Source organism: Micromonospora sp. WMMD882 (genome assembly GCF_027497255.1).
GTDB lineage: Bacteria > Actinomycetota > Actinomycetes > Mycobacteriales > Micromonosporaceae > Micromonospora.
In genome coordinates, this window is record NZ_CP114903.1 from 769576 (window position 1) to 790145 (window position 20570).

General features: G+C 74.0%; 14 protein-coding genes. 8 read left to right on the forward strand and 6 right to left on the reverse strand.

All coding sequences use genetic code 11. The features are described from left to right. Window positions 1-52 precede the first annotated feature (52 nt). From O7606_RS03040 to O7606_RS03055, 4 genes are all read left to right on the forward strand, one after another. Window positions 53-3769 carry a hypothetical protein gene (locus tag O7606_RS03040; protein ID WP_281597447.1) on the forward strand — a complete coding sequence of 1239 codons (3717 nt, stop codon included), beginning with the start codon at window positions 53-55 and terminating at the stop codon, window positions 3767-3769. Window positions 3770-3816: 47 nt separating this feature from the next. Beyond that, window positions 3817-5559 carry an SWIM zinc finger family protein gene (locus O7606_RS03045; protein ID WP_281597448.1) on the forward strand — a complete coding sequence of 581 codons (1743 nt, stop codon included), beginning with the start codon at window positions 3817-3819 and terminating at the stop codon, window positions 5557-5559. Between the two features lie 154 nt (window positions 5560-5713). Then, window positions 5714-7609, forward strand: coding sequence for a glycerophosphodiester phosphodiesterase family protein (locus O7606_RS03050; RefSeq protein WP_281597449.1), 1896 nt, complete (start codon window positions 5714-5716; stop codon window positions 7607-7609). A 173-nt stretch (window positions 7610-7782) separates the two neighbouring features. Further along, entirely contained in the window at window positions 7783-8319 is a 537-nt protein-coding gene (locus tag O7606_RS03055; RefSeq protein WP_281597450.1) for a pyridoxamine 5'-phosphate oxidase family protein, read from the forward strand. Between the two features lie 143 nt (window positions 8320-8462). On the opposite strand, the gene O7606_RS03060 is transcribed toward O7606_RS03055, so the two are convergent. Beyond that, window positions 8463-8636, reverse strand: a complete 174-nt coding sequence (locus O7606_RS03060) for a CsbD family protein (protein WP_281597451.1) — start codon at window positions 8634-8636, stop codon at window positions 8463-8465. 250 nt (window positions 8637-8886) lie between these two features. Here O7606_RS03060 and O7606_RS03065 point away from each other — a divergent pair, with 250 nt between their 5' ends. The 3 genes from O7606_RS03065 (at window position 8887) to O7606_RS03075 (ending at window position 10937) form a co-directional block, all read left to right on the forward strand. Next, window positions 8887-9543: a hypothetical protein gene (locus O7606_RS03065; RefSeq protein WP_281597452.1), complete on the forward strand. Its 657-nt coding sequence runs from the start codon at window positions 8887-8889 to the stop codon at window positions 9541-9543. Window positions 9544-9642: 99 nt separating this feature from the next. Continuing rightward, window positions 9643-10152: a sigma-70 family RNA polymerase sigma factor gene (locus O7606_RS03070; protein ID WP_281597453.1), complete on the forward strand. Its 510-nt coding sequence runs from the start codon at window positions 9643-9645 to the stop codon at window positions 10150-10152. After that, window positions 10149-10937 carry a hypothetical protein gene (locus tag O7606_RS03075; protein ID WP_281597454.1) on the forward strand — a complete coding sequence of 263 codons (789 nt, stop codon included), beginning with the start codon at window positions 10149-10151 and terminating at the stop codon, window positions 10935-10937. Before O7606_RS03070 ends, O7606_RS03075 begins: the two co-directional genes overlap by 4 nt. Before the next feature lie 124 nt (window positions 10938-11061). Here O7606_RS03075 and O7606_RS03080 read toward each other — a convergent pair whose 3' ends face one another. The 4 genes from O7606_RS03080 to O7606_RS03095 all read right to left on the reverse strand — a co-directional run bounded on the left by O7606_RS03080 (window position 11062) and on the right by O7606_RS03095 (window position 17287). Continuing rightward, entirely contained in the window at window positions 11062-11388 is a 327-nt protein-coding gene (locus O7606_RS03080; protein ID WP_281597455.1) for a hypothetical protein, read from the reverse strand. 413 nt (window positions 11389-11801) lie between these two features. Continuing rightward, a complete protein-coding gene (rph, locus tag O7606_RS03085; protein WP_281597456.1) occupies window positions 11802-14387 on the reverse strand; it encodes a rifamycin-inactivating phosphotransferase in 2586 nt (861 codons plus the stop codon). Window positions 14388-14663: 276 nt separating this feature from the next. Further along, window positions 14664-15440, reverse strand: coding sequence for a hypothetical protein (locus tag O7606_RS03090; RefSeq protein ID WP_281597457.1), 777 nt, complete (start codon window positions 15438-15440; stop codon window positions 14664-14666). Window positions 15441-15697: 257 nt separating this feature from the next. Continuing rightward, window positions 15698-17287 carry a DUF6194 family protein gene (locus O7606_RS03095; protein ID WP_281597458.1) on the reverse strand — a complete coding sequence of 530 codons (1590 nt, stop codon included), beginning with the start codon at window positions 17285-17287 and terminating at the stop codon, window positions 15698-15700. 46 nt (window positions 17288-17333) lie between these two features. On the opposite strand from O7606_RS03095, the gene O7606_RS03100 reads away from it, so the two are divergent. Further along, window positions 17334-18074, forward strand: coding sequence for a MerR family transcriptional regulator (locus O7606_RS03100; RefSeq protein WP_281597459.1), 741 nt, complete (start codon window positions 17334-17336; stop codon window positions 18072-18074). A gap of 151 nt (window positions 18075-18225) precedes the next feature. Here O7606_RS03100 and O7606_RS03105 read toward each other — a convergent pair whose 3' ends face one another. After that, complete coding sequence (locus tag O7606_RS03105) at window positions 18226-20565, reverse strand: DUF4153 domain-containing protein (RefSeq protein ID WP_348651133.1); 2340 nt, start codon at window positions 20563-20565, stop codon at window positions 18226-18228. Window positions 20566-20570: the final 5 nt, after the last annotated feature.

Genomic DNA, 20570 nt, shown 5'->3' on the forward strand with positions numbered 1-20570 from the left:
CGGGAGAGCGTCGCCGCTGTCGGTACCGAGCCACCGAGCCGGGGAGTGAGCCATGGTCCGCGTCGTCCGCGCCCTGTCGGGTCTGTTGCTCGTACCGATGGTCGCGCTGTCCCCGCCGTCGCCGGTCGCGGCGGCGCCGCCGTCGACGGTGGCCGGGACGGCGCCGCCGTCGACGGTGGCCGGGACGGCGCCGCCGTCGACGGTGGCGGGTCTCGCGGGTGACGCCGACCTGACCGCCGGCAACCGGATCGGGGCCGTCGCCGGGATGCCCGACTGGTCCCGGGTCGGCTACCTGGGCGGTCAGGCGTTGCCGTCGGACGGGGACCTGGCGGGCGGCGCCTGCACGATCGACCCGGCGCGGCTGGCCGGCGAGTTCGGCGTCCGTGCCGACGACGGAGTGGACGACAGCGCGGGCCTCCAGTCCGCCATCGACCGGATCAAGGCGGGCTGCTCGCCGTCCGGCAACGCCCACCGGCTGTCCCTGATCGCGCTGCCGGCCGGGCGGGTCGACATCTCCCGGCAGATCTACGTCGACGCGAACTTCCTGGTGTTGCGCGGTCAGGGCGCCGGCGGTGGCGGCACGCACGTGGTGTTCCGCCCGGACGTCGACACCCGCTACGACACGCTGACCGCCGACGGCAGCCGGTGGAACCAGGACGCCATGACGTACGGCGTCGCCCCCGACGCGGGCAGCGGCGGCTGGATCTGGCCCGGTCGGGCCCTGTTCAAGGTGCAGACCCGCGAGGTCGCCGAACGGTACGCCGACGAGTGGGCCTCCGCCCCGGCCAACCGCAAGGACCTGTTCGAAGGCTCGGTCAACCAGCACTGGGCCTCCGGGGTGAAGCTGGCCGCGGCCGCCGGCGACCCGGGTTTCTCGGCCCGCGCCGGGCAGAGCGTGATCCACCTCGACGCGAAGGCGAAGATGGACGGCTTCCGCGCCGGCGGTCACGTCTGGGTCGGCGCGGCCAACAGCCTGCGCTTCTACGAGCAGCAGGGGCTCTCCCCGAGCGATCCGGGCGCCCGCGAGAACCTGCACATGCGTCAGCAGATGTTCCGGGCGGTCGCGGTGAACACGTCCGCGAAGACCGTGACGCTGGACCGCCCGCTGGAGTACGACGTGCCGGTCGACTCCACCTCGGACGGATCCGCGCCGATCGGCGGCGCCGTCTACCCCAGCAAGATCACCCCGCTGCGGGCGGTGGAGGGCGTGGGCTTCGAGAACTTCGCGTTCTCCCAGGAGATGACCGGCCTGCCCAAGCTCCGTGGCGGCGTCTACCAGCCGAGCCCGACCGACGCCGTGCACAACTACGGCAACCTCGCGCCCGAGTACGCCATGCACGGCATCGCGTTCAAGTGGGCGGCGAACAGTTGGGTACGGGGGCTGTCCGGCGCCATGACCGGCTCGCACCCGATCGTCACGGAGGTCGCCCGGAACCTCCAGATCGAGCGCAACACGTTCGACGGGGCGTGGAACAAGGGCAAGGGCGGCAACGGCTACCTGCGCGGCAGCCGGGTGTGGGACTCGCTCTGGGCCTACAACACCAGCCGGAACCTGCGGCACTTCACCTTCCAGTGGTCGGCCAGCGGCAACGTGGCCTTCGGCAACGACCTGGACTCCGACCTGAACCTGCACGGTGGTTGGGAACGCTACAACCTGTTCGAGGGCAACACCGTGCGCATCCCGTACGACCACCGGTCCGGCAGTTGCACGGTCAACTGCGGCGGCGAGGGCGGCGAGCTGGAGGACGGCACCTGGTTCCCGATCTGGTGGGCGGCGGCGGCGAAGGCGATCAAGTGGTCCGGCTCGTCCGGCCCGCAGAACGTCTTCCACCACAACACGCTGATCAAACAGGCCGTCGCCGGGGGACCGTTCCTGCCGTACGAGCCGTACTCGGCCGGCGACGGCGACGCGGAGTCGATCCACCAGTTCGGCTCCGACGCGGCGGACCCGCGCGCGTTCGCGCCGCTGAGCCAGGGCGGCGCGCCGATCAAGGACTGGTCCGGCCGGGAGACCGCGAACTACGCGGGCAACGGCGTCGCGGTGCGGACCGGTGAGCGGTGGCCGTCGCTGTTCCTGCGCGACGTCGGCCAACTCGACCCGCGCGCCCCGAACCACCAGACGGTGCTGACCTGGAACATGGAGGGCGCGGGCTCCGGCGGGGACGGCGGCTACCAGAACAAGTACTCCACGGTGGTGGGGTTCCTGAGCCAGGGCGGTCTGGTCGCGGCGCTCCAGGAGGCCGGGTCGCCGCCGGCCGGCAGCGCGCACGAGATGGCGCGGCACGACCAGAACGTGTTCCAGAACCACGGCGTCTTCCCACCGGTGCACGAGTACTACCTGGGCCCCCTGCTGGGCGAGGCGACCCGTCACCTGTACTGGCTCAACACGGACACCTCGAACCAGGGGCCCAACCGGGTCAACCTGGCGATCGCCACCGCCCAGCGGGCCGACGAGGTGATCGTCGTCGCCGGCGCCGCGAACGCCCGGCCGGCGCTCGGCGTACGCATCGGCCAGACGGTCTTCTTCACCGTGCACGGCTGGTCGGGCAGCGGCAACGACATGCCGACCACGCTGGCCAACGTCCGGGCGCACATGCAGGCCAACCCCGGCCCGAACGGCCCGTACGAGTGGATCGTGCTCGGCGACTTCAACCGGGAGCCGCCCGGGTTGCGGGCCGCGCTGCCGGCGAACCAGTACGGGGTGATGGGCCCGCCCAGCCCCACCCACCCGACGTGGGGCCCGGTCTCGTCGTACGACTACGCGGTCACCGACTTCGGCAACGGGGCGCCCCGGCTCCTCAACGCCCGCACGCAGACGACGATCGTGCTGTCCGACCACCATCCGGTCACGTACACCTTCGACCTGCGCGCCGCCGCCGACGTGCCGCCGCTGGCCACGCCCACGACGCCCGGTCAGGCGCTGCTGCGCAACGCCGGCACCACCACCGTCGCCGACGCCGAGCCCGGCGGCGGGCCGCTGGTCGTGGACACCGCGTACGATCCGTCGCGGGCGCAGCAGTGGCGACTGGACTGGGACAACGAGGTGCCCGGTCACCTCCGCCTCCAGCGGGTACGGGACGGGAACGTCCCGGACGGGCGGTACCTGGGCCTGGCGGACGCGGCCCGGGACGCCCGCGCCGCGCTGAGCTGGTCGCCGTCGCTCGACCAGTTGTGGCGGCCGGTGACAACCGGCGACGGCACGTACACCCTGCTCAACTACGTGACCAACCAGGCGCTCACCACGTTGCCCGGTGACTTCCTGCTGGCCGCCCGGGACGCGACCGACTCGCCGTACCAGCGCTGGTTCTTCTCCTCGGCGACGGACCTGGAACAGCGACGGGACATCCTGCACGTGCCGACGGTCGACGGCGGCGAGGCCGAGCTGGGCGTGGCCGACCCGGACGGCGTCGAGAACCGGCCGGTGCAACTGCTGCCGCACACGTCCGCCGCCCGGCAGTGGCAGCCGATCCTGGCCGGGCAGCGCGGCGCCGACAGGTGCTTCTACCTGCTGTACGGCGACGAGTACCTCACCTCGACACCCGACGGTGGCCTGCCGCGACCCGGCGCCCACGTGGTGCTGGACGGCTACCAGCCGGACAGCGAGGGGCAGATCTGGTGCGTCCGGCAGGACAGCACGTCGATGGGCATCTACAACAACACGGTCGCGCAGGGGCAGCTCGTCCAGACCTGGCTGACCGACCACGGACTCCACGCCCACCTCAGCGTGGAGTCCGTACCGGACACCGGCCGGGACGGCTGGCGCTGGTGACCACCGTCCACAGCAGACAGCGTCGGCGCAGTGGTTGAATGTCCAACGTGGTCTGGTTCGATGAGGCCGATCTGCGGCGGCGGGCGGGGAACACCTCGTACGTGCGGGGCATCGGCTACGTCAACGAGGTCGACGGACTCTCCCTGTCGCCGACGGCCGTGACGGCCACCGTCCAGGGCACCGGCACATACCAGGTGTGGTTGGGCGAACGCGGTGGTCGGCTCGTCGGTGAGTGTTCCTGCCCGTGGGGGCAGGAGGGCCACTTCTGCAAACACTGCGTCGCGGTCGGCCTGACGGCGCTCAACGCGGTTCCCGCCGCGCCGGTCGCATCGGCGGTTCCCGCCGCGCCTGCGGTTTCCAGCGCGCCGGTCAGGTCGGCGGGTCCCGCCGCGTCCTCGACGGCCGGGTCCGGTCCCGGGCCGGCGGTCGCGGACGCCGGTGACCTCCGCGCCGCGCTGGACGGCCTCGACAAGGCGGCGCTGGTCGACCTGCTGCTGGAGTTCGCGGACCGGGATCCGCAGGCACGCCGGCTGCTGTCGCTGCGTGTCGCGTCCCCGGGCTTCGACGCCGAGCTGCTGGGCGCGACGGTGGACTCGCTGCGGAGGACCTGGCACCTGGGTGACGTCGCGTTGGCCCGGTTGGCCCGGGCCGCCGACAGCGCGCTGCGCGCCCTGGACGTGTTCGCCCCCACCCATCCGGGCCTGGTCAGGCCGCTGTACCAGCGGGCGGTGCGGCACCTGACGGCAGCGAACCTCGACGGGCAGCCGGAGGACGGTCTGGCGGCGATCAGGGCGGCCGTGAGCCGCGCGACGGACGGGGTCGTCGCCACCTGCGAAGCCGAGCCGGCCGACCCCGCCGAACTCGTCCGCTGGCTGATCGACGTGCAGCTCAGGGGCTCCCGCTTCCCGGATCTCGCCGTCCGCCGGTTCGCCGGGATCCTCGGCGCGGACGGACTGGACCGCTACCGGCGGCGGCTGGCGGAGCTGGACGACGAGGCATCCCGGGCCGGTGACGGGGAGCGACGCTCCCGCCGGCACGCGATCTTCCGGCTGCGGGAGGCGTTCCTGGTCGACGTCGTGCAGGACGTCGACCAGCTCGTCGCCCTCTACGCCGACGACCTGTCGCAGCCCGGACGGTACGTGCGGATCGGCGCGACGTTGCGCGCCGCGGGACGGTTCGACGAGGCGGTCGACTGGCTGCGCCGCGGCCTGGCCGAGACGCTCGTGGAGCACCGGGAGATCGGTGACCTGCTCGTCACCGTGTACGTCGAGACGGGCCGCCTGAAGGAAGCGGCGCGGGCCCGGCTGGACATCTTCCGCCGCGATCCCGACGAGTACCACTACCGGATGCTGCTGCGTGCCGCCGAAGCCGTCGACGCGGTGGCCTACGCCCGGGCGGAGGCGCTGACGGCGCTACGCGAGCGGGCGGCCCGTGGCGGCCCGGGAGCGGCCGACCCGCTCGTGCGGATCCTCGTCGCCGACGACGACGTCGACCGGGCCTGGGCCGCGGCACAGGAGTTCCCCTGCGGTGCCGAGTGCATGCTCCTGCTGGCCGGCAAACGGGCGAAGCGGCATCCCGCCGACGCGATCCCGGTCTACGAGCGGGAGGTCGACCGCGCGATCGCGCGCCCGGACCGGACGGGGTACGCGTCGGCGGCCCGGCTCCTGGTGGCGCTGCGGGACCTCCACCAGCGGGCCGGCAGCGACTTCGACGCGTATCTCCAGCGGGTCCGGGCCGCCCACCGCCGCCGGAGCGCGCTGATGAAGGAGCTGGCCGACGCCGGTCTGTGACGGCAGCGCCCTGACGAGCGGGGCGGATCCGACGGAAGCCGCCGCCCCGACCGGGTGCGCGCGCCGTCGGGGACCGGATCCGCGGAGGCGACGTTCGCGTCCGGGCCACCCGGGATTGGCGTGCCGTTCCGATCGGCTTCCTAGCGTCCGGATCATGATTCATTCGGTTCATCCGACCCGTCCACGGCGGTCGCCGCGCGCCCGTGGCGTCGCCGCCCTCTCCGTCCTGGCGTTGTCGGCGGGCGTGCTCGCCGTGCTGGCCCCCGTACCGCCGGCCGTCGCCGGGCCCGGGACGGTCGTCGTCGACGAGGACTTCTCCGCCGGCACGCTGCCCGCCGGCTGGCGCGCCGTGGACGGCGACTGGAAGGTGGCGAACGGCCGTTTGTACGGCACGTCCGCGAGCTCCGCGGACAACAACAAGATCACCTTTGGTCGGCACCTGACCGACTTCCGGTTCGAGGCGACGGTCCGCTTCGAGTCCGTCGCGTCGGCCACCCGGTGGGCGGCGCTCGGTCTCGACGTGCCCGCCAGCGGGGCCACGCCGTGGTGGATCGCCACGATGCGCAGCGGCAGCACGGCGTCCAACGGGCTGGAGTTCGCCCAGCGCACCACCGGCAACGCGTGGAACGTCACGGACACCGGACCCGCCCCGTACGCGGCCGGCACCGGCCGGGACGTCCGGGTCGCCGTCGAGGTGCACGGTGGCCAGGCCCGCTGGTTCTTCGACGGGCGGGAGGCCCTGCGCACCACCGGCCTCCAGCGTTCCGCCGACGGCGGGCAGGCGCTGCTCGTCAACGGCGCGACGGTCTCCTTCGACGACGTCAGCGTCACCGAGCTGGCGGCGAACGGGCACCTGCGTCCCGAGGGCAGCCCGCTGACCGTGATCGCCCACCGGGGGGCGTCCGCCGCGGCCCCGGAGAACACCCTGGTGGCGCAGGAGGTGGCCCGTCGGGCGGGGGCCGACTGGATCGAGAACGACGTGCAGCCGTCCCGCGACGGGGTGCCGTTCGTGCTGCACGACGCCACCGTGGACCGCACCACCGACGGCGTCGGCCGGATCCGGGACCTCACCGCCGCCCAGCTCAAGGCGCTCGACGCCGGCTCGTGGCTCGCCCCGCAGTACGCCGGCGTCAGGCTGCCGACGCTCGCCGAGCAGTTGGCCGACCTGCGCGCCCGGGGCGGCAACCTGCTGTTGGAGATCAAGGGGGCGCACACCCGCGACGAGGTCGCGAGGATCGTCGCGGTGGTCCGCGAGCAGCAGATGAGCCGTCGCGTCTTCGTGCAGAGTTTCGAGGTGGAGGTGTTGCGGCACACCCGGCAGCTCGCGCCCGAGCTGCCGCTCGGGCTGCTGCGCAGCAGTCTCGACGCGGACCCGGTCGCGCTCGCCCGGGAGCTCGGCCTCACCGCCTACAACCCGAGCGCCGCGGCGTTGCTCACCCGGCCGGCGGTGGTGCGGGAACTGCACGACGCGGGGGTCGCGGTGCTGGTGTGGACGGTCGACTCGGCGGGTCAGTGGCAGTCGCTGGAGCAGGCCGGGGTGGACGGGATCATCACCAACCGTCCGGCGGAGCTGGCCGGCTGGAACGCCGCCTACCTGCAACGGCCGGCCGCCACGCCCACCGTCGCCATCGGCTCGCCCGCCGACGGCGTCAGCCTGGACCGGGCGCAGGCCCCCACCGTCACGGTGACCGCGACCAACGCCGAGAGCGTCACGCTGACCCTCGACGGACAGAAGATCGCCACCGACGGCAGCCTGGACCTCACCACGCTGGCCGCCGGCGGGCACACCCTGCGCGCCGAGGCGGTCGGACCGGCCGGTCGCGCCTCGGCGACCAGCACCTTCACCGTCGTGGCGACCCGGGCCGGTCTCGGGTACGTGATCCTGGGCTCCGGCGCCGACCGGGCGGCGCTGACCGCGCTCACCACCCTGCTCGCCAACGGCAGGTACGCGCAGGTGGCGACGCTCGCCGAGCGGCAGGCCGGCAGGCAGATCCCCGCCGGGGTGGCCGCCGTCATCGCCGCCGACGCCCTCGCCCTCGCCGGGGGCTGACCCGGTGGGCGGTCACCCAGGGACGCCCCGCCCGGGCCCGGGTGACCGCCCACCGGCCCGGGCGGCGGCGCGTCGGGAAACCTGACACAGGGTGTCAGGCGCGCGGGGGAACATGGTGACCGCCGGGCCGCGTCGCCGGCGCGCGCCCGAACCACCGCCGGAAGGGACCCGACGTGCGTGAGACACCCGACGAGCTGCGCGAGTTGCAGGCGCTGCTGGATTCCTCGTTGACCCGCTCCACCGCCCACCTCCGCTCGATCGTCGCGGAGCGGACCGTGACCGCGCAGCAGCTCACCCGGATCCTGACCGGCATGTGCACGCTGGCCCTGTCCACCGTGACCGCGCGGGGCGAGCCGCGGATCAGCGGCGTGGACGGGCACTTCCTGCACGGGCGGTGGCTGTTCGGCACGGCGACCGGCGCGGCCAAGGCCCGTCACCTCGCCGCTCGTCCGGCCGCCAGCGTGGCGCACCTGCGCGGGGAGGACCTGGGGGTGTTCGCGCACGGCACGGTCGAGATCGTCAACGGCCGGGGCGGCGAACCGGCCGCGGACTGGCCGGAACTGCTGGCCTACCTCAAGGACTGTTACGGCGACGACGCCTTCGACTGGACGGAGGAGGTGGTCTACTACCGGCTGCGTCCGCACTGGATGACCGCCTACGCCCCGGCGGTCGACAAGCTCCTCGCCGCCTCCGGCACGGGCCGGCCGTGACCGGCACGGGCGACCCCGACGACGTCCGGTCGACCCGGTCGTCGCCGCTCTGACCGGCGGCCGACAGCCGTGACGGCCACGACGGGAAGCTCCGTCGTGGCCGTCACGTTCACCTCACCCTCCCACGCGTCGCGCGGGTCGGATCAGCTCTTGAAGATGTCCTTGATCTTCTCGCCGGCCTGCTTGAGGTTGGCGCTGGCCTGGTCGCCGCGACCCTCGGCCTCGAGCCGCTCGTCGCCGGTCGCCCGGCCGGCGCCCTCCTTGACCTTGCCGGTGGTCTCTTCGGAAGCGTTGCCGATCTTGTCGTCGATACCCATTGGTTTCCCCCTGTGGTCGCTGGTGCCGCTACACCGACGTCAGTACCCCCGGCAGCGGACGCCAACCATTTCCGGTCGACGGACCGACCGGTCCCGCCGCGGCCGTGACGGGGGTCACCGGACCCGCGTTCCGGGTCGGCTGAAACCATCCGCCCGCGCCGTGCGTCATCAGGGCTGAACCGGAGCGAGGACCGCCGGCCGGCAGGACCGGCGGACTCGACGGTCGAGGAAGCCGGGAGGAATCGTGTTGATGCGGAGACGGCTCGCTGGCGCGGGTCTGGCGGTGCTGACCGGCGCCGCCGCGATGGTCCAGGGGGCGCTGCCGGCGTCCGGAAACGCCACCGTGACGGCGCAGACGGCGCAGGCCGGGTCGGCGGGGCAGGCGGCGGCCGGGGCGCGGTCGCCGGCCGGCGACCCGGCGGCGGCCGACCGGGCGACGCAGCCGGGCACGGACCTGGTCCTGACCGGCCGGCGGCGGGTCACCATCGTCCGGGTGGGCTCGTTCGAGTCGGGGCTGTCGCTGCTCGACGGGGGGCGACTGGCCGAGGTGGACGACGACCGTGGCCGGCAGGTGTTCGTACCGACCCCGCTGGGCTCGGGCGAGTTCCTGATCAAGGCGTACCACGGCGGCGGGACCGGGCAGCCGGTCTGCTGGCAGGCGCGCAATCCGGGTGACGGTCAGCCGCTGTTCGTCGGCGGCGCCGCCTGCCGGGCGGACGACCCGGCGCAGCGGTTCGTCGTCGCGCCGGCCGCCGGGGGAGGCCCCCGCGAGTACCTGATCAGCAACCGGTGGGCGTATCTGCGTGACTCCGCGCGTTCCGGCCTGATCCTGGAGGAGTTGGGCGACGCCCCGCCGTTCAGCAGTTTCCGGTTCAACGACAACGGGCCGGCGCCACGCCCGAGGTGACCCCTCGGCGGTCCGGCCGGGGACCTGCCGGCCGGACCATCGATGTCGCCTCCGGCGGCGGCTTTCCGGATCGACCAGGTCGGGCGGAGACTGTGACGGATGCGTGACACTGCGGAGTTCGACGCGTTCTACTCCGCGTCCGTCCACCGGTTGCTGGGACACCTGTACGCGATGACCGGCAACCGGGCCGAGGCCGAGGACGCGGTGGCGGAGGCGTACGCGCGGGCGTGGGACCGCTGGGCGACGGTGCGGGAGTGCGACAGCCCGGAGGCCTGGGTGCGCCGGGTGGCGTACCGGGTGGCGGTGAGCGCGTGGCGCCGGACGGTCAACCGGATGCGCGCCCATCGTCGGGAGGCGACCGGACGACACGTCGACGACGTCTCGGTCGACCACGTCGCGATCGTGGCGGCGCTGCGGCGCATCTCCGCCGAGCAACGCCGGGCCGTGGTGCTGCACCACCTGGCCGGGCTGAGCGTGGCGGAGATCGCGGCGGAGGTCGGCGCCAACGAGAACACCGTCAAGACCCGGCTGGCCCGGGGCCGCCGCGCGCTCGCCGCGCACCTGACCGGACCGGATCACCACGGCGTGGACGGGAGGGCGCGGTCATGAGTTCCGATCACCGGCTCGAGGCGGCGCTGCGGGCCCTGGCCGGGCAGGACGGACCGGGGACGATCCCGCCCGCAGCCGAGATCCGGCGACGCGGCGACACCTGTCGGCGGCGGCGACGGGCGGCCTCGGTCTCGTTCGCCGCTCTCGCTGTCGTCTCGCTCGGCGTCGGTGTGGGGTTGACCCGCCCCGGCGGCGTGCCCCCGGGCGTCCCGGTCGGCCCGGCGGGACCGACCGCCGGACCGACCGCGTCGACCGACCCGTCCCCCGGGGCGACCGGCGGCCCGACCGATCCGCCGACCGATCCGCCGACCGGGCCGCCGACCGGGCCGTCCGGCCCGCCCGCCGGCCCGCCGGACGGCGATCCGCTGCTGTCCGGGCAGCGGCGGGTCGCCATCGTACGGACACCCGACGCGGCGGGCGGGCTGTCGCTGCTGGACGACGGCCGGCTGGCGGAGGTCGACGGCGACGAGGGACGCCAGTCGTTCGTGTTCGTGCCGCGGCAGCCCGACACGTACCAGATCCGCGTCGCCGACCAGACGGACACCTGCTGGGAGGTCCGGTCGTCGGGCAGCCAGCCGTTGCGGGTCGAGGCGGCCCACTGCGCGCCGACGGAGCCGAGGCAGCGGTTCACCGTCGTCCGCGACGGCGACGCGACGTACGCGATCAGCAGCCACTCGGCCTACCTGCAGATGTCGCGGAGCCGGGGGCTGATCCTGGAGGAGGCCGGCGACGCCCCGGTGACCGCCCGGTTCCGGCTGGTCGACAACGGACCCTCGGCCGGCTGAGCGGCGGGGAAGCCGTCAGACGGCGCTGTCCGATCGTCGCGGCGGCCGACCGTCCGGCCCCAGCCGGCGGGTGGTCGCCGTCCTCCCGACACCGGACGGAGGCGCCGCCGGACCGGCGCCTCCGTCACGAGGGGTAGAGTCTTTCCGCGCTGGATCGGACGGACAACCCGGCAAGCCAGGAGGGCGGCCCGTCCCTGCGGAAAAGGTCGAGCACTAGCTGCTCGAAATGGTCTGTTGCCTCGTCCTCGTCGTCGATCGGCACGATCGCCTCTGCGGTGATCGAGGGCTCCTCGGCATCGGTTTCGGTCGCGACACCGCTGATCTTGCCCTCATCCTCCAGGGCGACGAGCGCCTCGAACAGGCGTTCGGATTCGCCGAGGAGTCGTTCCGTGAGGGCTCGCTCTCCGTCGGGGCCTCGACGTGAGACCTGCAACGTGGTGCGCACCCGCATGCCTGCGTCTCATTTCTCTCACACTCAGCCCAACAACGGAGTTTCCTGGCCCACCTCCACAACTGGAAGGCCTCCTCGCTGCTGTCGGCGTGCTTGAAGCGGACGAGGCGGGAATGACCCCTGCAGGGGCAGACCGCAAGGAAACCTCTTCTCTTCTTCTCGAACCCGAATCGGCGTTCTTCCAGCAGGACGATGACCATTCTGGTGATGGGGTCAAGTCGTCCGATTTTGTCGGCCAGACTCACGCGAACAGTTCTCCCTGTTGAGGTGTTTCTCTCCCCAACGAGGGCGGACGCAAGCGGATGCTGTCGGCTGCGTCACAAGCGTCGGTGTGTGTCGCTCCACGCCGAAGCATGATGATCATGCCATATGTGGTCTCCGAGCACCGGCGCCCCGCCGGCCCTGAAGCAGCGTCAGGGCAGGATCTCCACGTACCCGTCCGTGCCGTGCACCCGGATCCGTTGCCCGTCCCGGACGAGCCGGGTGGCGTCGACCACGTTCACGACGGCGGGCAGGCCGTACTCCCGGGCGACCACCGCGCCGTGGGTCATCGTGCCGCCGACCTCCGTCACCAGGCCGGCGACCGCGACGAACAGGGGAGACCAGCTCGGATCGGTGTAGGCGGTGACCAGGACGTCACCGGGTTGGAGATCGGCCCGCGCCAGGTCCAGGACGACGCGGGCCCGGCCCTCGACGGTCCCGGCCGAGACCGGCAGACCGACCAGGGCGCCGGCCGGCGCGTCGTCCCGCCGGTACGCGCCGGTGAGGGCCTCGCCGTCGGAGGTGAGCACCCGGGGCGGCGTGAGCGCGTGGTACGACCGGAACGCCTCCCTGCGCCGCCGGACGAGCCGCCCGTCGACCTGACCCGACAGCGCCGCCTCGCGCAGCTCCGGGAGGGTGAGGTAGAAGGCGTCCTCCGGCTCGGCGAGCACGCCGTCGCGCACGAGCCGCCCGGCCTCCGCCAGCAGGGCCTGCTTGTAGACGAGGTAGCGGCTCACGATGTCGTACTTCGGGTACTCCCGGTAGCCGATGAACGTCCGCAGCCGGTCGATCATGTGTTTGGTCTCGGTGGCCTTCCGTTCCCCGTCGGGCAGGGCCCGTAGGCGGGCGAGCACGTCCTGCTCCATCAGCCGGGCCTTCTGCCGGCCCTGCGCGAACCGCCGCGCGGCGGCGCCCGGCGGGAAGGCGCGGACGTTGTCCAGGATCAGGGGCGCCAGGGTGCCGGGGCGTTCCCGCCACCGTGGCCGGGTGATGTCGATCTCGCCGACGCAGCGCATGCCGTACCGGTCGAGGTAGTCGGCGATGGCGGCGCGGGCCTCGGCCCCGCCGGCCAGTTTCGGCAGCTCGTCCAGGAAGCCCTCGTCGGTGGCGTCGACGCCGCGCAGGAACGCCACCACCTCCGGGTACGGGCGGATCACGTCGGCGACGTCGAGCAGCGCCAGCCCCATCTCCGAGGTGACGTTGTGCGGGGCGGACAGGGTCAACGTGTCGGCGGCGTTCTTCTCGCCCAGCCACTCCCGTAGCCGGTCGTTGAGCCACCAGGTGGCTTCCATTCCCGCCATGACCACCTGCATGACCAGCGGATCGGCGAGGCCCCGCCGGTGTTCCTGGAACGCCTCCAGCAGGAAGTCGAACAGCTCCGGTCCGGTCTTCGTCGCGATGTCGCGGCGCAGGGCGGCCAGCGACGCCCGACTGCGGGCGACCAGCCCGGTGACGATGGCCGGATCGGTCCCGATCGGCGCGGACGCGGGGGCCGGCGGCCACGGCGGCCCCTCGTCCGGCAGCGACGGGACGAAACCGTCGCGGTCGAGGACGGTCTCCAGCGCGTCCCTGATCAGCGGATCCGACTTGCCCACCACGTCCAGGAGGGCGGCGCGGCTGGCGGGCGCGGCCAGACGTCGGGTGACGTCGACGAACAGCCGTCCGCCGGCCTCGTGCATCGGCACCATGGCGGTCGCCTGCCACACCGAGATCCCCAACGGCTTCATCGGGTCGGTCATCATCTGCTGGTGACCCACCGAGACGTAGACGTGGTTCTCCGCGTCGTCGGCCTCCGGGACCGGGAACAGCGTGGTGATCGGCCGGCTCTGCACGATCTGGAAGTCCCCGTCGACCAGGCACCACTCGACGTCCTGCGGCCGACCGAAGCGCGCCTCGATCCGCCGGCCGAGCCGCGCGAGCCGGACGACCTGCGGGTCCGTCAGCGCCGGCTGCTCCTGCCGCCGCGGGTCGACCGCCTCGTCCCGCGTCCCGCCGGCCGGTCGGGCCCGTCGGGCCTGCCGCTTGGCGACGACCTTACGGCCGACGACCTCGCCGTGGCGGACCGTGTACACGTCCGGCGTCACCAGGCCGGAGACCAGGGCCTCACCGAGCCCGAGGATGGCCTCCACGGTGGACACCGTCCGGTCACCGGTCACCGGGTCGGCCGTGAACAGCACGCCGGCCGCGTCCGCCGCCACCATGCGCTGCACGACCACGGCCATCCGGGCCGTCCGGTGGTCGATGCCGTGACATTGGCGGTAGGTCACCGCCCGCTCGGTGAACAGCGACGCCCAGCACCGCCCGACGTGCCGCAGGACCGCCGCCGACCCCACCACGTTCAGGTACGTGTCCTGCTGGCCGGCGAAGGACGCGGTCGGCAGGTCCTCCGCCGTCGCGCTGGACCGGACGGCGTAGCCGGCCCGCTCACCGTGCCGGGCGAGCGCGCCGGTGATCGCCGCCGCGAGGTCGGCCGGGACGGGGGTCTCCTCGACGGCGCGGCGGATCTCCGCGCTGAACGTCCGGACCGTCTCGGTGTCCTCCGGGTCCAGCCGCGACAGCCGGTCGAGCTGGTCGTCGACCGACGGCGTCTCCGCCATGATCCGGCGGAAGGCGTCCGTGGTCACGCAGAACCCGGCCGGCACGTGGATGCCGTCGATCCGCGACAGTCCGCCCAGGTGGGCCGCCTTGCCGCCGACGAGCGCGCTCGGCGTCTCGTCGATCTCGTCGAGATCTGACACGTACCGCGTTGTGGACACACGCACGTCTTTACCCCGTTTCCGCAGGTGGTGGCTGTGGTCGACGATTCTGCGCCACCACCCGGGTCTTGCCGCAAGCCCCGGGGTGCGATATATGTTGACAATGGCAGGGAGACGTCTCCCTGCCATTGTCGTTGGTGAAACCTTTTCGTTCGTGAGAGCTTCTTGTCGGCCGCCGGTCCGGCCGGTTGTCGTTCGGATCCGGCGTGGGCCGGTCACCGCCGGCGGTGACCGGCCCACCTGCCGTGACCGCTGCGGTCAGCAGCCGATCCGGCTGGTGGAGAGCGCGATGTCGTCGATCCACAGGTCGAACGTGCCGGGCGTGGTGCCACCCTGGTAGAGCTGCCAGCCGATCTTCACCGTGTTCACCGCCGGCAGGACGAACGGCACGTCGTTGCCGCCGTGCTCGTTCGTGGACGCGGTCAGCTCCGGGTTCGCCACCCCGTCGATCCACACCGCGACCCGGTTGTCCGCCGGGTCGAGCTGCCACTCGAAGCACTGCCAGGTGTCCTCGACGACCGGCGCGGACTCCCGCCAGTTCGTCCAGTCGCCCGTCGGGCCACCGTCGGCGCCCACCCCCCAGAAGATCCCGGGTACGGTCGGCGCGTACTGCCCGCCGATCGGGCGGACGACCTCCGGGCTGCCGGTTCCGGTCGCCTCCACGAGCGTGAAGTGCGCCCAGTCGGGCGCCGTGGGGAAGGCGTCGACCCGCAGCCGCATCCGGCCGTAGAAACGGTTGCCCGGCGCGGCGAAGTCGTCGACGCGCAGGAACGCGCGTCCGTTGTCGACCGTGTGGACGTGCAGCACCTGGTTGCCCCGGCGGGCCCGCTCGACGGTGAGCGTGCCGTTGCGGGTGTCGACGCCCCACTTCACCGTGCTGGGGCCACCGGTGGGCAGCCGCTCGAAGTCCTCGCAGAAGAGCAGGCCGCGTTTGCACGAGCCGTTCTGCGGGGCGCCCGACGCGCCCGCCGGGACGCTGCCGGCGGTGACACCGAGCATCAGGGCGGCGGCGATCACCGCGATGGATCTGCGCATGGTCATCCTCCATGACGGGTGGCCCCCGGACGGGGGGCCAGGAAGGGACTGCCCGGACCTCTCGTCTCGCCGCCGGCTCTGACGGATCGACGAGCCACATCGGATGCCCTCGGCGGGGCCGACGTCGCCCGGACGCCGGTCGTACGGGCGCGCCCAACCCGACGACATCGACGATCCTCAGCGTAACCGGCCGTTCCGGGGTACCGTCGCCGGGGCGGCTGCGGCGCGCGGACGGGCGTGGGGGCGTGGCGACGGCGTCAGTCGGGCCGGTCGGCGGCCCGGCGCGCGGCGCGGTCGTGACGGTCGACCGCGCGGGCGTGCGCGACCGCCAGGAGCCTGTCGATCTCGGGCAGCGACTGCGGGCCGGGCATGACGATGCTGGCGAAGCCGTGGCGCGCGTAGCCGGGGTGGGGCACGACGACGTCCAGTCGGGCGAAGTCGAGCTCGTGCCGGTGCTGCTCGAACTCTCCCGGCGGGAAGCCGAAGAGCCGCTCGAACTCGGCCCGGCCCACGTCGAGGTTGAGCCGGAAGACGCCGGGACGGTCGAGTTCGGAGGACTCGTCGAAGCCGGGCACGTCGCGTTCGACGATGGTGGCGAACGGCTGGCGGCGCTCCGGGCCCACGTAGAAGAACCGGTCCCCCCAGGCGTCCTGCGGCGCGCCGTGCCCGGCGTCGGCGACGAGTTGCTCGACGCCGGGCAGCGTGAGGATCCGCTCGGCGAGCATGGCCGGGCCGGTGCCGGTGGGGACGTGCAGCACGACGTCCGCGTGCGCGACGGTGGCCTGGTCGAGCGAAAAGTACCGGTGGTCGTGGGTCCGCTGCTCGGCGGCCGGCACCTCGCCGGCGCGTACGTACCGGGGGAGCAGGTCGTCCCGGTGGAGGCGCCCCTCGTAGGTCGACGGGGCGGGCGCCCCGATGCCGAGGGCGGGGCTCGCGCCCATGCTGCCGACGATCACCGCGTACCGGTCGCCGAGCAGCGACCCGACGATCGCGCCCGCGCTGTGCCACGACAGGTCCAGGTCGGCCATCGTCATCGTGCTCGGCTGCCGCTGGAGGTGCCGGTTGTGCGCGAAGACCAGCGTCGGCCCGCGGTGCGCCTCGGCCGCGTGGATCGACAGCAGGTTCTCCGCCATCAACTCGCCGCGGACCGCCAGCAGCCGGGAGACGCGTTCCTCCTGGGCGAGCGGCGCGGCGGCCGCGGCGTGGTAGCGCAGCACCGCCACCGCCGCCGTCGCCCGGACGAGCGCCGCCCGCCAACCGCGCGTCCGGCGGGCCGCCTGGAGGTACAACTCGGTCAGCAGGTCGTCGGCGATCACCCGTAGGCGTTGCGCGTCGGTCGAGCGTCCGACCGAACGGCCCGGCTCCCAGACGGCGGCCGGCGCGCTCCACCGGGTCTCGTCGCCGACCAGCCCGTCGATCTCCGCCGACCGGTCCTGGTCCAGGAACTCGCACACGTCGATCAGGTAGCGCCGTGGGCTCGGAGCGCCGGAGATCTCCAACGGCGCGTCGAAACCGTGGAACGTGACGTGCTCGGACGCCGGGCGGGCGGCGTTCCACTCCCGCATCCACAGCAGCAGGTCACGGTTGGCGGGCAGGGCGCCGAAGTCGTGGCTGAACCCCTCGGTGAGCGCGCGGCGCAGCGGCACGGCCGACGAGCCCCGGACGAACTCGTCGGCGACCAGGCCGGCGACCCGGTCGCTCTCCACCGCGATCGACCGGTAACCGTGCCGGACCAGCGTGGCGAAGGCGTCGTTGCGGAGTTGGAGGAAGGCGGACTCACCGTGCGTCGGCTCGCCGAACGCGAGCAGGGCCGGCGGTCGGGGCAGCAGGTCGAGGAAGAACGTCATTCCATCGACCGTATCCTTGAACCACCCGTGGAGACTTTCCGACGACATGACGCGGTGGGAGCCGGTGGAACCCTCAAACGGCGGGTCACGCCGACCGGTCGACCTGGCCCGCCCGCACGGCCTCTCCACCCAGGCCGTGCGCAACTACGAGCGGGACGGCGTGCTACCGCCGGCCGAACGCGGCCCGAACGGCTACCGCCGGTTCACCGACGCGCACGCCACCGCGCTGAGCGCCTACCTCGCGCTGATCCCGGGCCACGGTCACGCCACCGCCGGCGAGATCATGCGGGCGGTCAACCGGGGTGACGTCGACACCGCGTTACGCGCCGTCGACCGCAGCCACGTCCTGCTGCAACGGGACCGGGAGACGCTGGACGCCGTCGAGGCGGCCGTCGCGGTGCTCACCGGGGCCCCGCCCGCCCCGCCCGACCGTCCGGCCCTGCCGATCGGCGCGCTGGCGCACCGGCTCGGCGTACGACCGGCGACCCTGCGTAAGTGGGAACGGGCCGGGATCCTGCGACCGGCCCGCGATCCGGCGACCGGGCACCGCGCGTACCGCCCGGACGACGTCCGGGACGCCGAGCTGGCCCACCTGCTGCGCCGCGGCGGGCACCGGCTCGACCACATCGCCGCCGTGCTGGGTCAGGTCCGCGCCGCCGGTGGCGCGGAACCCCTCGCCGACTCCCTGCGACAGTGGCGGCGCCGGCTCACCCGGCGCGGCCTGGCCATGCTCACCGGCGCGGCCCGGCTCGCCGACCACCTCGACCGCCGCGCCGGACCACGCTGATCCCGCCGTGGGCGGGGTGAGGCCGGGCCGCCGGCCACGCTGATCCGGCCGTGGGCCGGGTGACCCCAGGCCGCCGGCCGCGCTGATCCCACCGCCGGCCGAGGATCCCACCGCCGGTCGAGGTGATCCCGGGTCGCCGTCCCGCCGCCGGTCAGCGCGGTTGGCGGGTCTTCGGCAGGTCGAACTGGTCGGCGGCCCGGCAGTCGCCCGGACCGCCGACCGCCCCGGCGCCGGCCCGCGCCAGGGCCTGCCGGGCCCGGAACCGGCCCAGGTTCCAGGCGTACCAGGGATCCGGCTCGGCGAGGTCGTCGGCGATCCAGCTCAGCGTGCAGCGACGCACCGGGTCGGGCAGCCCCGTCAGGGCGGGCGTCGCGTCGGCCGACAGCGCCCGCAGGTACCAGGCGTCGATCTTGCCGGTCTCCCGGTACCGGTCGATGTTGCGGCCGGCGGCGTACCCCTCCGGGTTGAGCACCGCCAGACCGAGCAGCATCAGCACGGCGAGCGCCACCGTGCCGCGTGGGATCCAGCCGCCCCGCAGCCGCGACCCGGCCCCGAGGATCATCAGGAAGATGCTGCCGAGCAGCAGCTCGAAGGCCATCACGAAGAGCCGCTCACCGGTGAAGCTGTACACCTTCTGGTACGTGTACATCCGGGACAGCGCCGAGATCACGATGACGACGCTGAGCACGCTCACCGCGCCGAGCAGGACGCGGAGCACGACCCGCTCGGCCCGGCTCTCCCGGCGGGCCCAGCGACCCACGCCCCCGAGCACCGCCAACGTCAGCAGGGTGACCGTGACGAGCTGCCAGAAGCCGCTGCGGGCGTACTCGGCGTAGTTCAGGCCGGCGGTACGCAGCACGTGCCGCTCCCCGCCGAACAGCACGGTGAACTGCACCGCCACGAACCCGCCGAACAGCAGGGTCAGCGCGGTGAGCGCCGGGGCCCACTCCAGCATGCCGAGGCGGCGGTGGACCGGCCGGTCCACCGCCGACAGGTCCGGGGGAGCGGAGAGGGTCCACACGGCGGCCACCGCGCAGAGCGCGCCCAACGCGGCGAGGAAGGCCCAACGGAACACCGTGCCCAGGTCGACCTCGGGCACGATCGTGTCGAGCAGCACCGAGAACGCGCCGTCGGCGGAGGAGAGCAGCGCGCCGAAGACGACGAGCGCGGCGACGGTGGCCGCCGCCGAGCCGACCGCCCGACGTACCCGCCCCGGGTCGGCGGTGGACCGGAAGTGGGCGCGTACCCACGGCAGCCCCCGTACCGCCGCGACCGGCCCGACCACCAGACTGAACAGGATGGACCGGATCCGTCGTCCACCGATCACGGCGAGCGCCGCGCAGCCCAGCGCGGCCAGCACACAGAACGTCACCAGCCACCAGGCGTTACGGAAAGCCGGCACCGCCAGCAGCGCCAGCGCCGCCGCGGCCCAGCCGCCCCGGACCCACCGCTCGGCGCGCGGCAGTCCCGCCAGCGCCGGCCGGACCGCCGCCACCACCGCGACGGTAAGCGTCAGCCAGCCGAGGAACCAGCCGATCCCGGTGCGGGTGAGCGGCACGAAGAAGGCCGACCCGAGCGCGCCGGCGACGACCGCGGCGGGCACCGCCCGTCCCTGGGCGGGCTCGGGGCCGGGCCAGTGCCGCTGGAAGAACGACGGCTGGGGTGGTCGCGGCTGGAAGTAGCCGCCGCCGGGCCTCGGGTACGCCGGTCCGCCGCCGGCCCCGCCCGGACGGGGCGGCCCGGCCTGCCCGTCGGCCGGCCCTCCGGCGGCGCGGGCCGGTGACCCGGCCGACCCGGCAGCCGGTCGACCGCTGGGCGGGACCACGACGAGCGGGCGGCCGGTGGCCGCCGCCACCGCGATCGACGAGACACCCTCGACGCCGGCAGCCGCCGGAGCCGACGGCGTGCCCCGTGAGACCCCGGGCGAGCCCGCCGGGGCCGCCTGCGCCGGGGCCGCCGCCGGACCACCCGCCGCCGGAGCGCCCGTCGCCCCGGCCGGGTCCGGAGCCCCGGCCGGGTCCGGAGCCCCGGCCGGGTCCGGAGCCCCGGCCGGGTCCGGAGCCCCGGCCGTCGCCGGAGCGTCGGTCTTCGTCGGAGTCCCGGCCGTTCCCGGAGCGTCGGCCGTCGTCGGTGGGGCCGTGCCGGCCGGCTCCGGTGGCGGCGGCGTGGCGCTCCCGCCCGTGGCGGCGGCGTCCGGCGACGACGACACCCCGGCGGAACCGGCGCCCGTGGCCGCGTCCGGGGCCGCCGGCGCTCCGGCGGGCGTCGGCACGGGAGCCGCGCCGTCCCCGGCGACCGGGATCAGCGGGACGAACACGGCGTACCCGCGGGTGCCGGGCGGCAGACTCACCGGGAGCGCCCACGCGGGTTGGCCCTCCGGCCACGCGATCGTGCCGGCCGCGCCGTCGCCCGCCGGCATGGCCAACAGGTACGGCGTCGGGCTGCCGGAATCGTCGGCGGGCGGCCGGGGAGCCGGTGGTGGCAGCGTCACGGCGA

Bases quoted from the DNA above. Each gene is read 5' to 3' on its own strand.
- O7606_RS03040 (WP_281597447.1), top strand. From the start codon at position 53: ATGGTCCGCGTCGTCCGCGCCCTGTCGGGTCTGTTGCTCGTACCGATG.
- O7606_RS03050 (WP_281597449.1), top strand. From the start codon at position 5,714: ATGATTCATTCGGTTCATCCGACCCGTCCACGGCGGTCGCCGCGCGCC.
- O7606_RS03060 (WP_281597451.1), bottom strand. From the start codon at position 8,636: ATGGGTATCGACGACAAGATCGGCAACGCTTCCGAAGAGACCACCGGC.
- O7606_RS03065 (WP_281597452.1), top strand. From the start codon at position 8,887: ATGCGGAGACGGCTCGCTGGCGCGGGTCTGGCGGTGCTGACCGGCGCC.
- O7606_RS03070 (WP_281597453.1), top strand. From the start codon at position 9,643: ATGCGTGACACTGCGGAGTTCGACGCGTTCTACTCCGCGTCCGTCCAC.
- O7606_RS03075 (WP_281597454.1), top strand. From the start codon at position 10,149: ATGAGTTCCGATCACCGGCTCGAGGCGGCGCTGCGGGCCCTGGCCGGG.
- O7606_RS03080 (WP_281597455.1), bottom strand. From the start codon at position 11,388: ATGCGGGTGCGCACCACGTTGCAGGTCTCACGTCGAGGCCCCGACGGA.
- O7606_RS03090 (WP_281597457.1), bottom strand. From the start codon at position 15,440: ATGCGCAGATCCATCGCGGTGATCGCCGCCGCCCTGATGCTCGGTGTC.
- O7606_RS03095 (WP_281597458.1), bottom strand. From the start codon at position 17,287: ATGACGTTCTTCCTCGACCTGCTGCCCCGACCGCCGGCCCTGCTCGCG.
- O7606_RS03100 (WP_281597459.1), top strand. From the start codon at position 17,334: ATGACGCGGTGGGAGCCGGTGGAACCCTCAAACGGCGGGTCACGCCGA.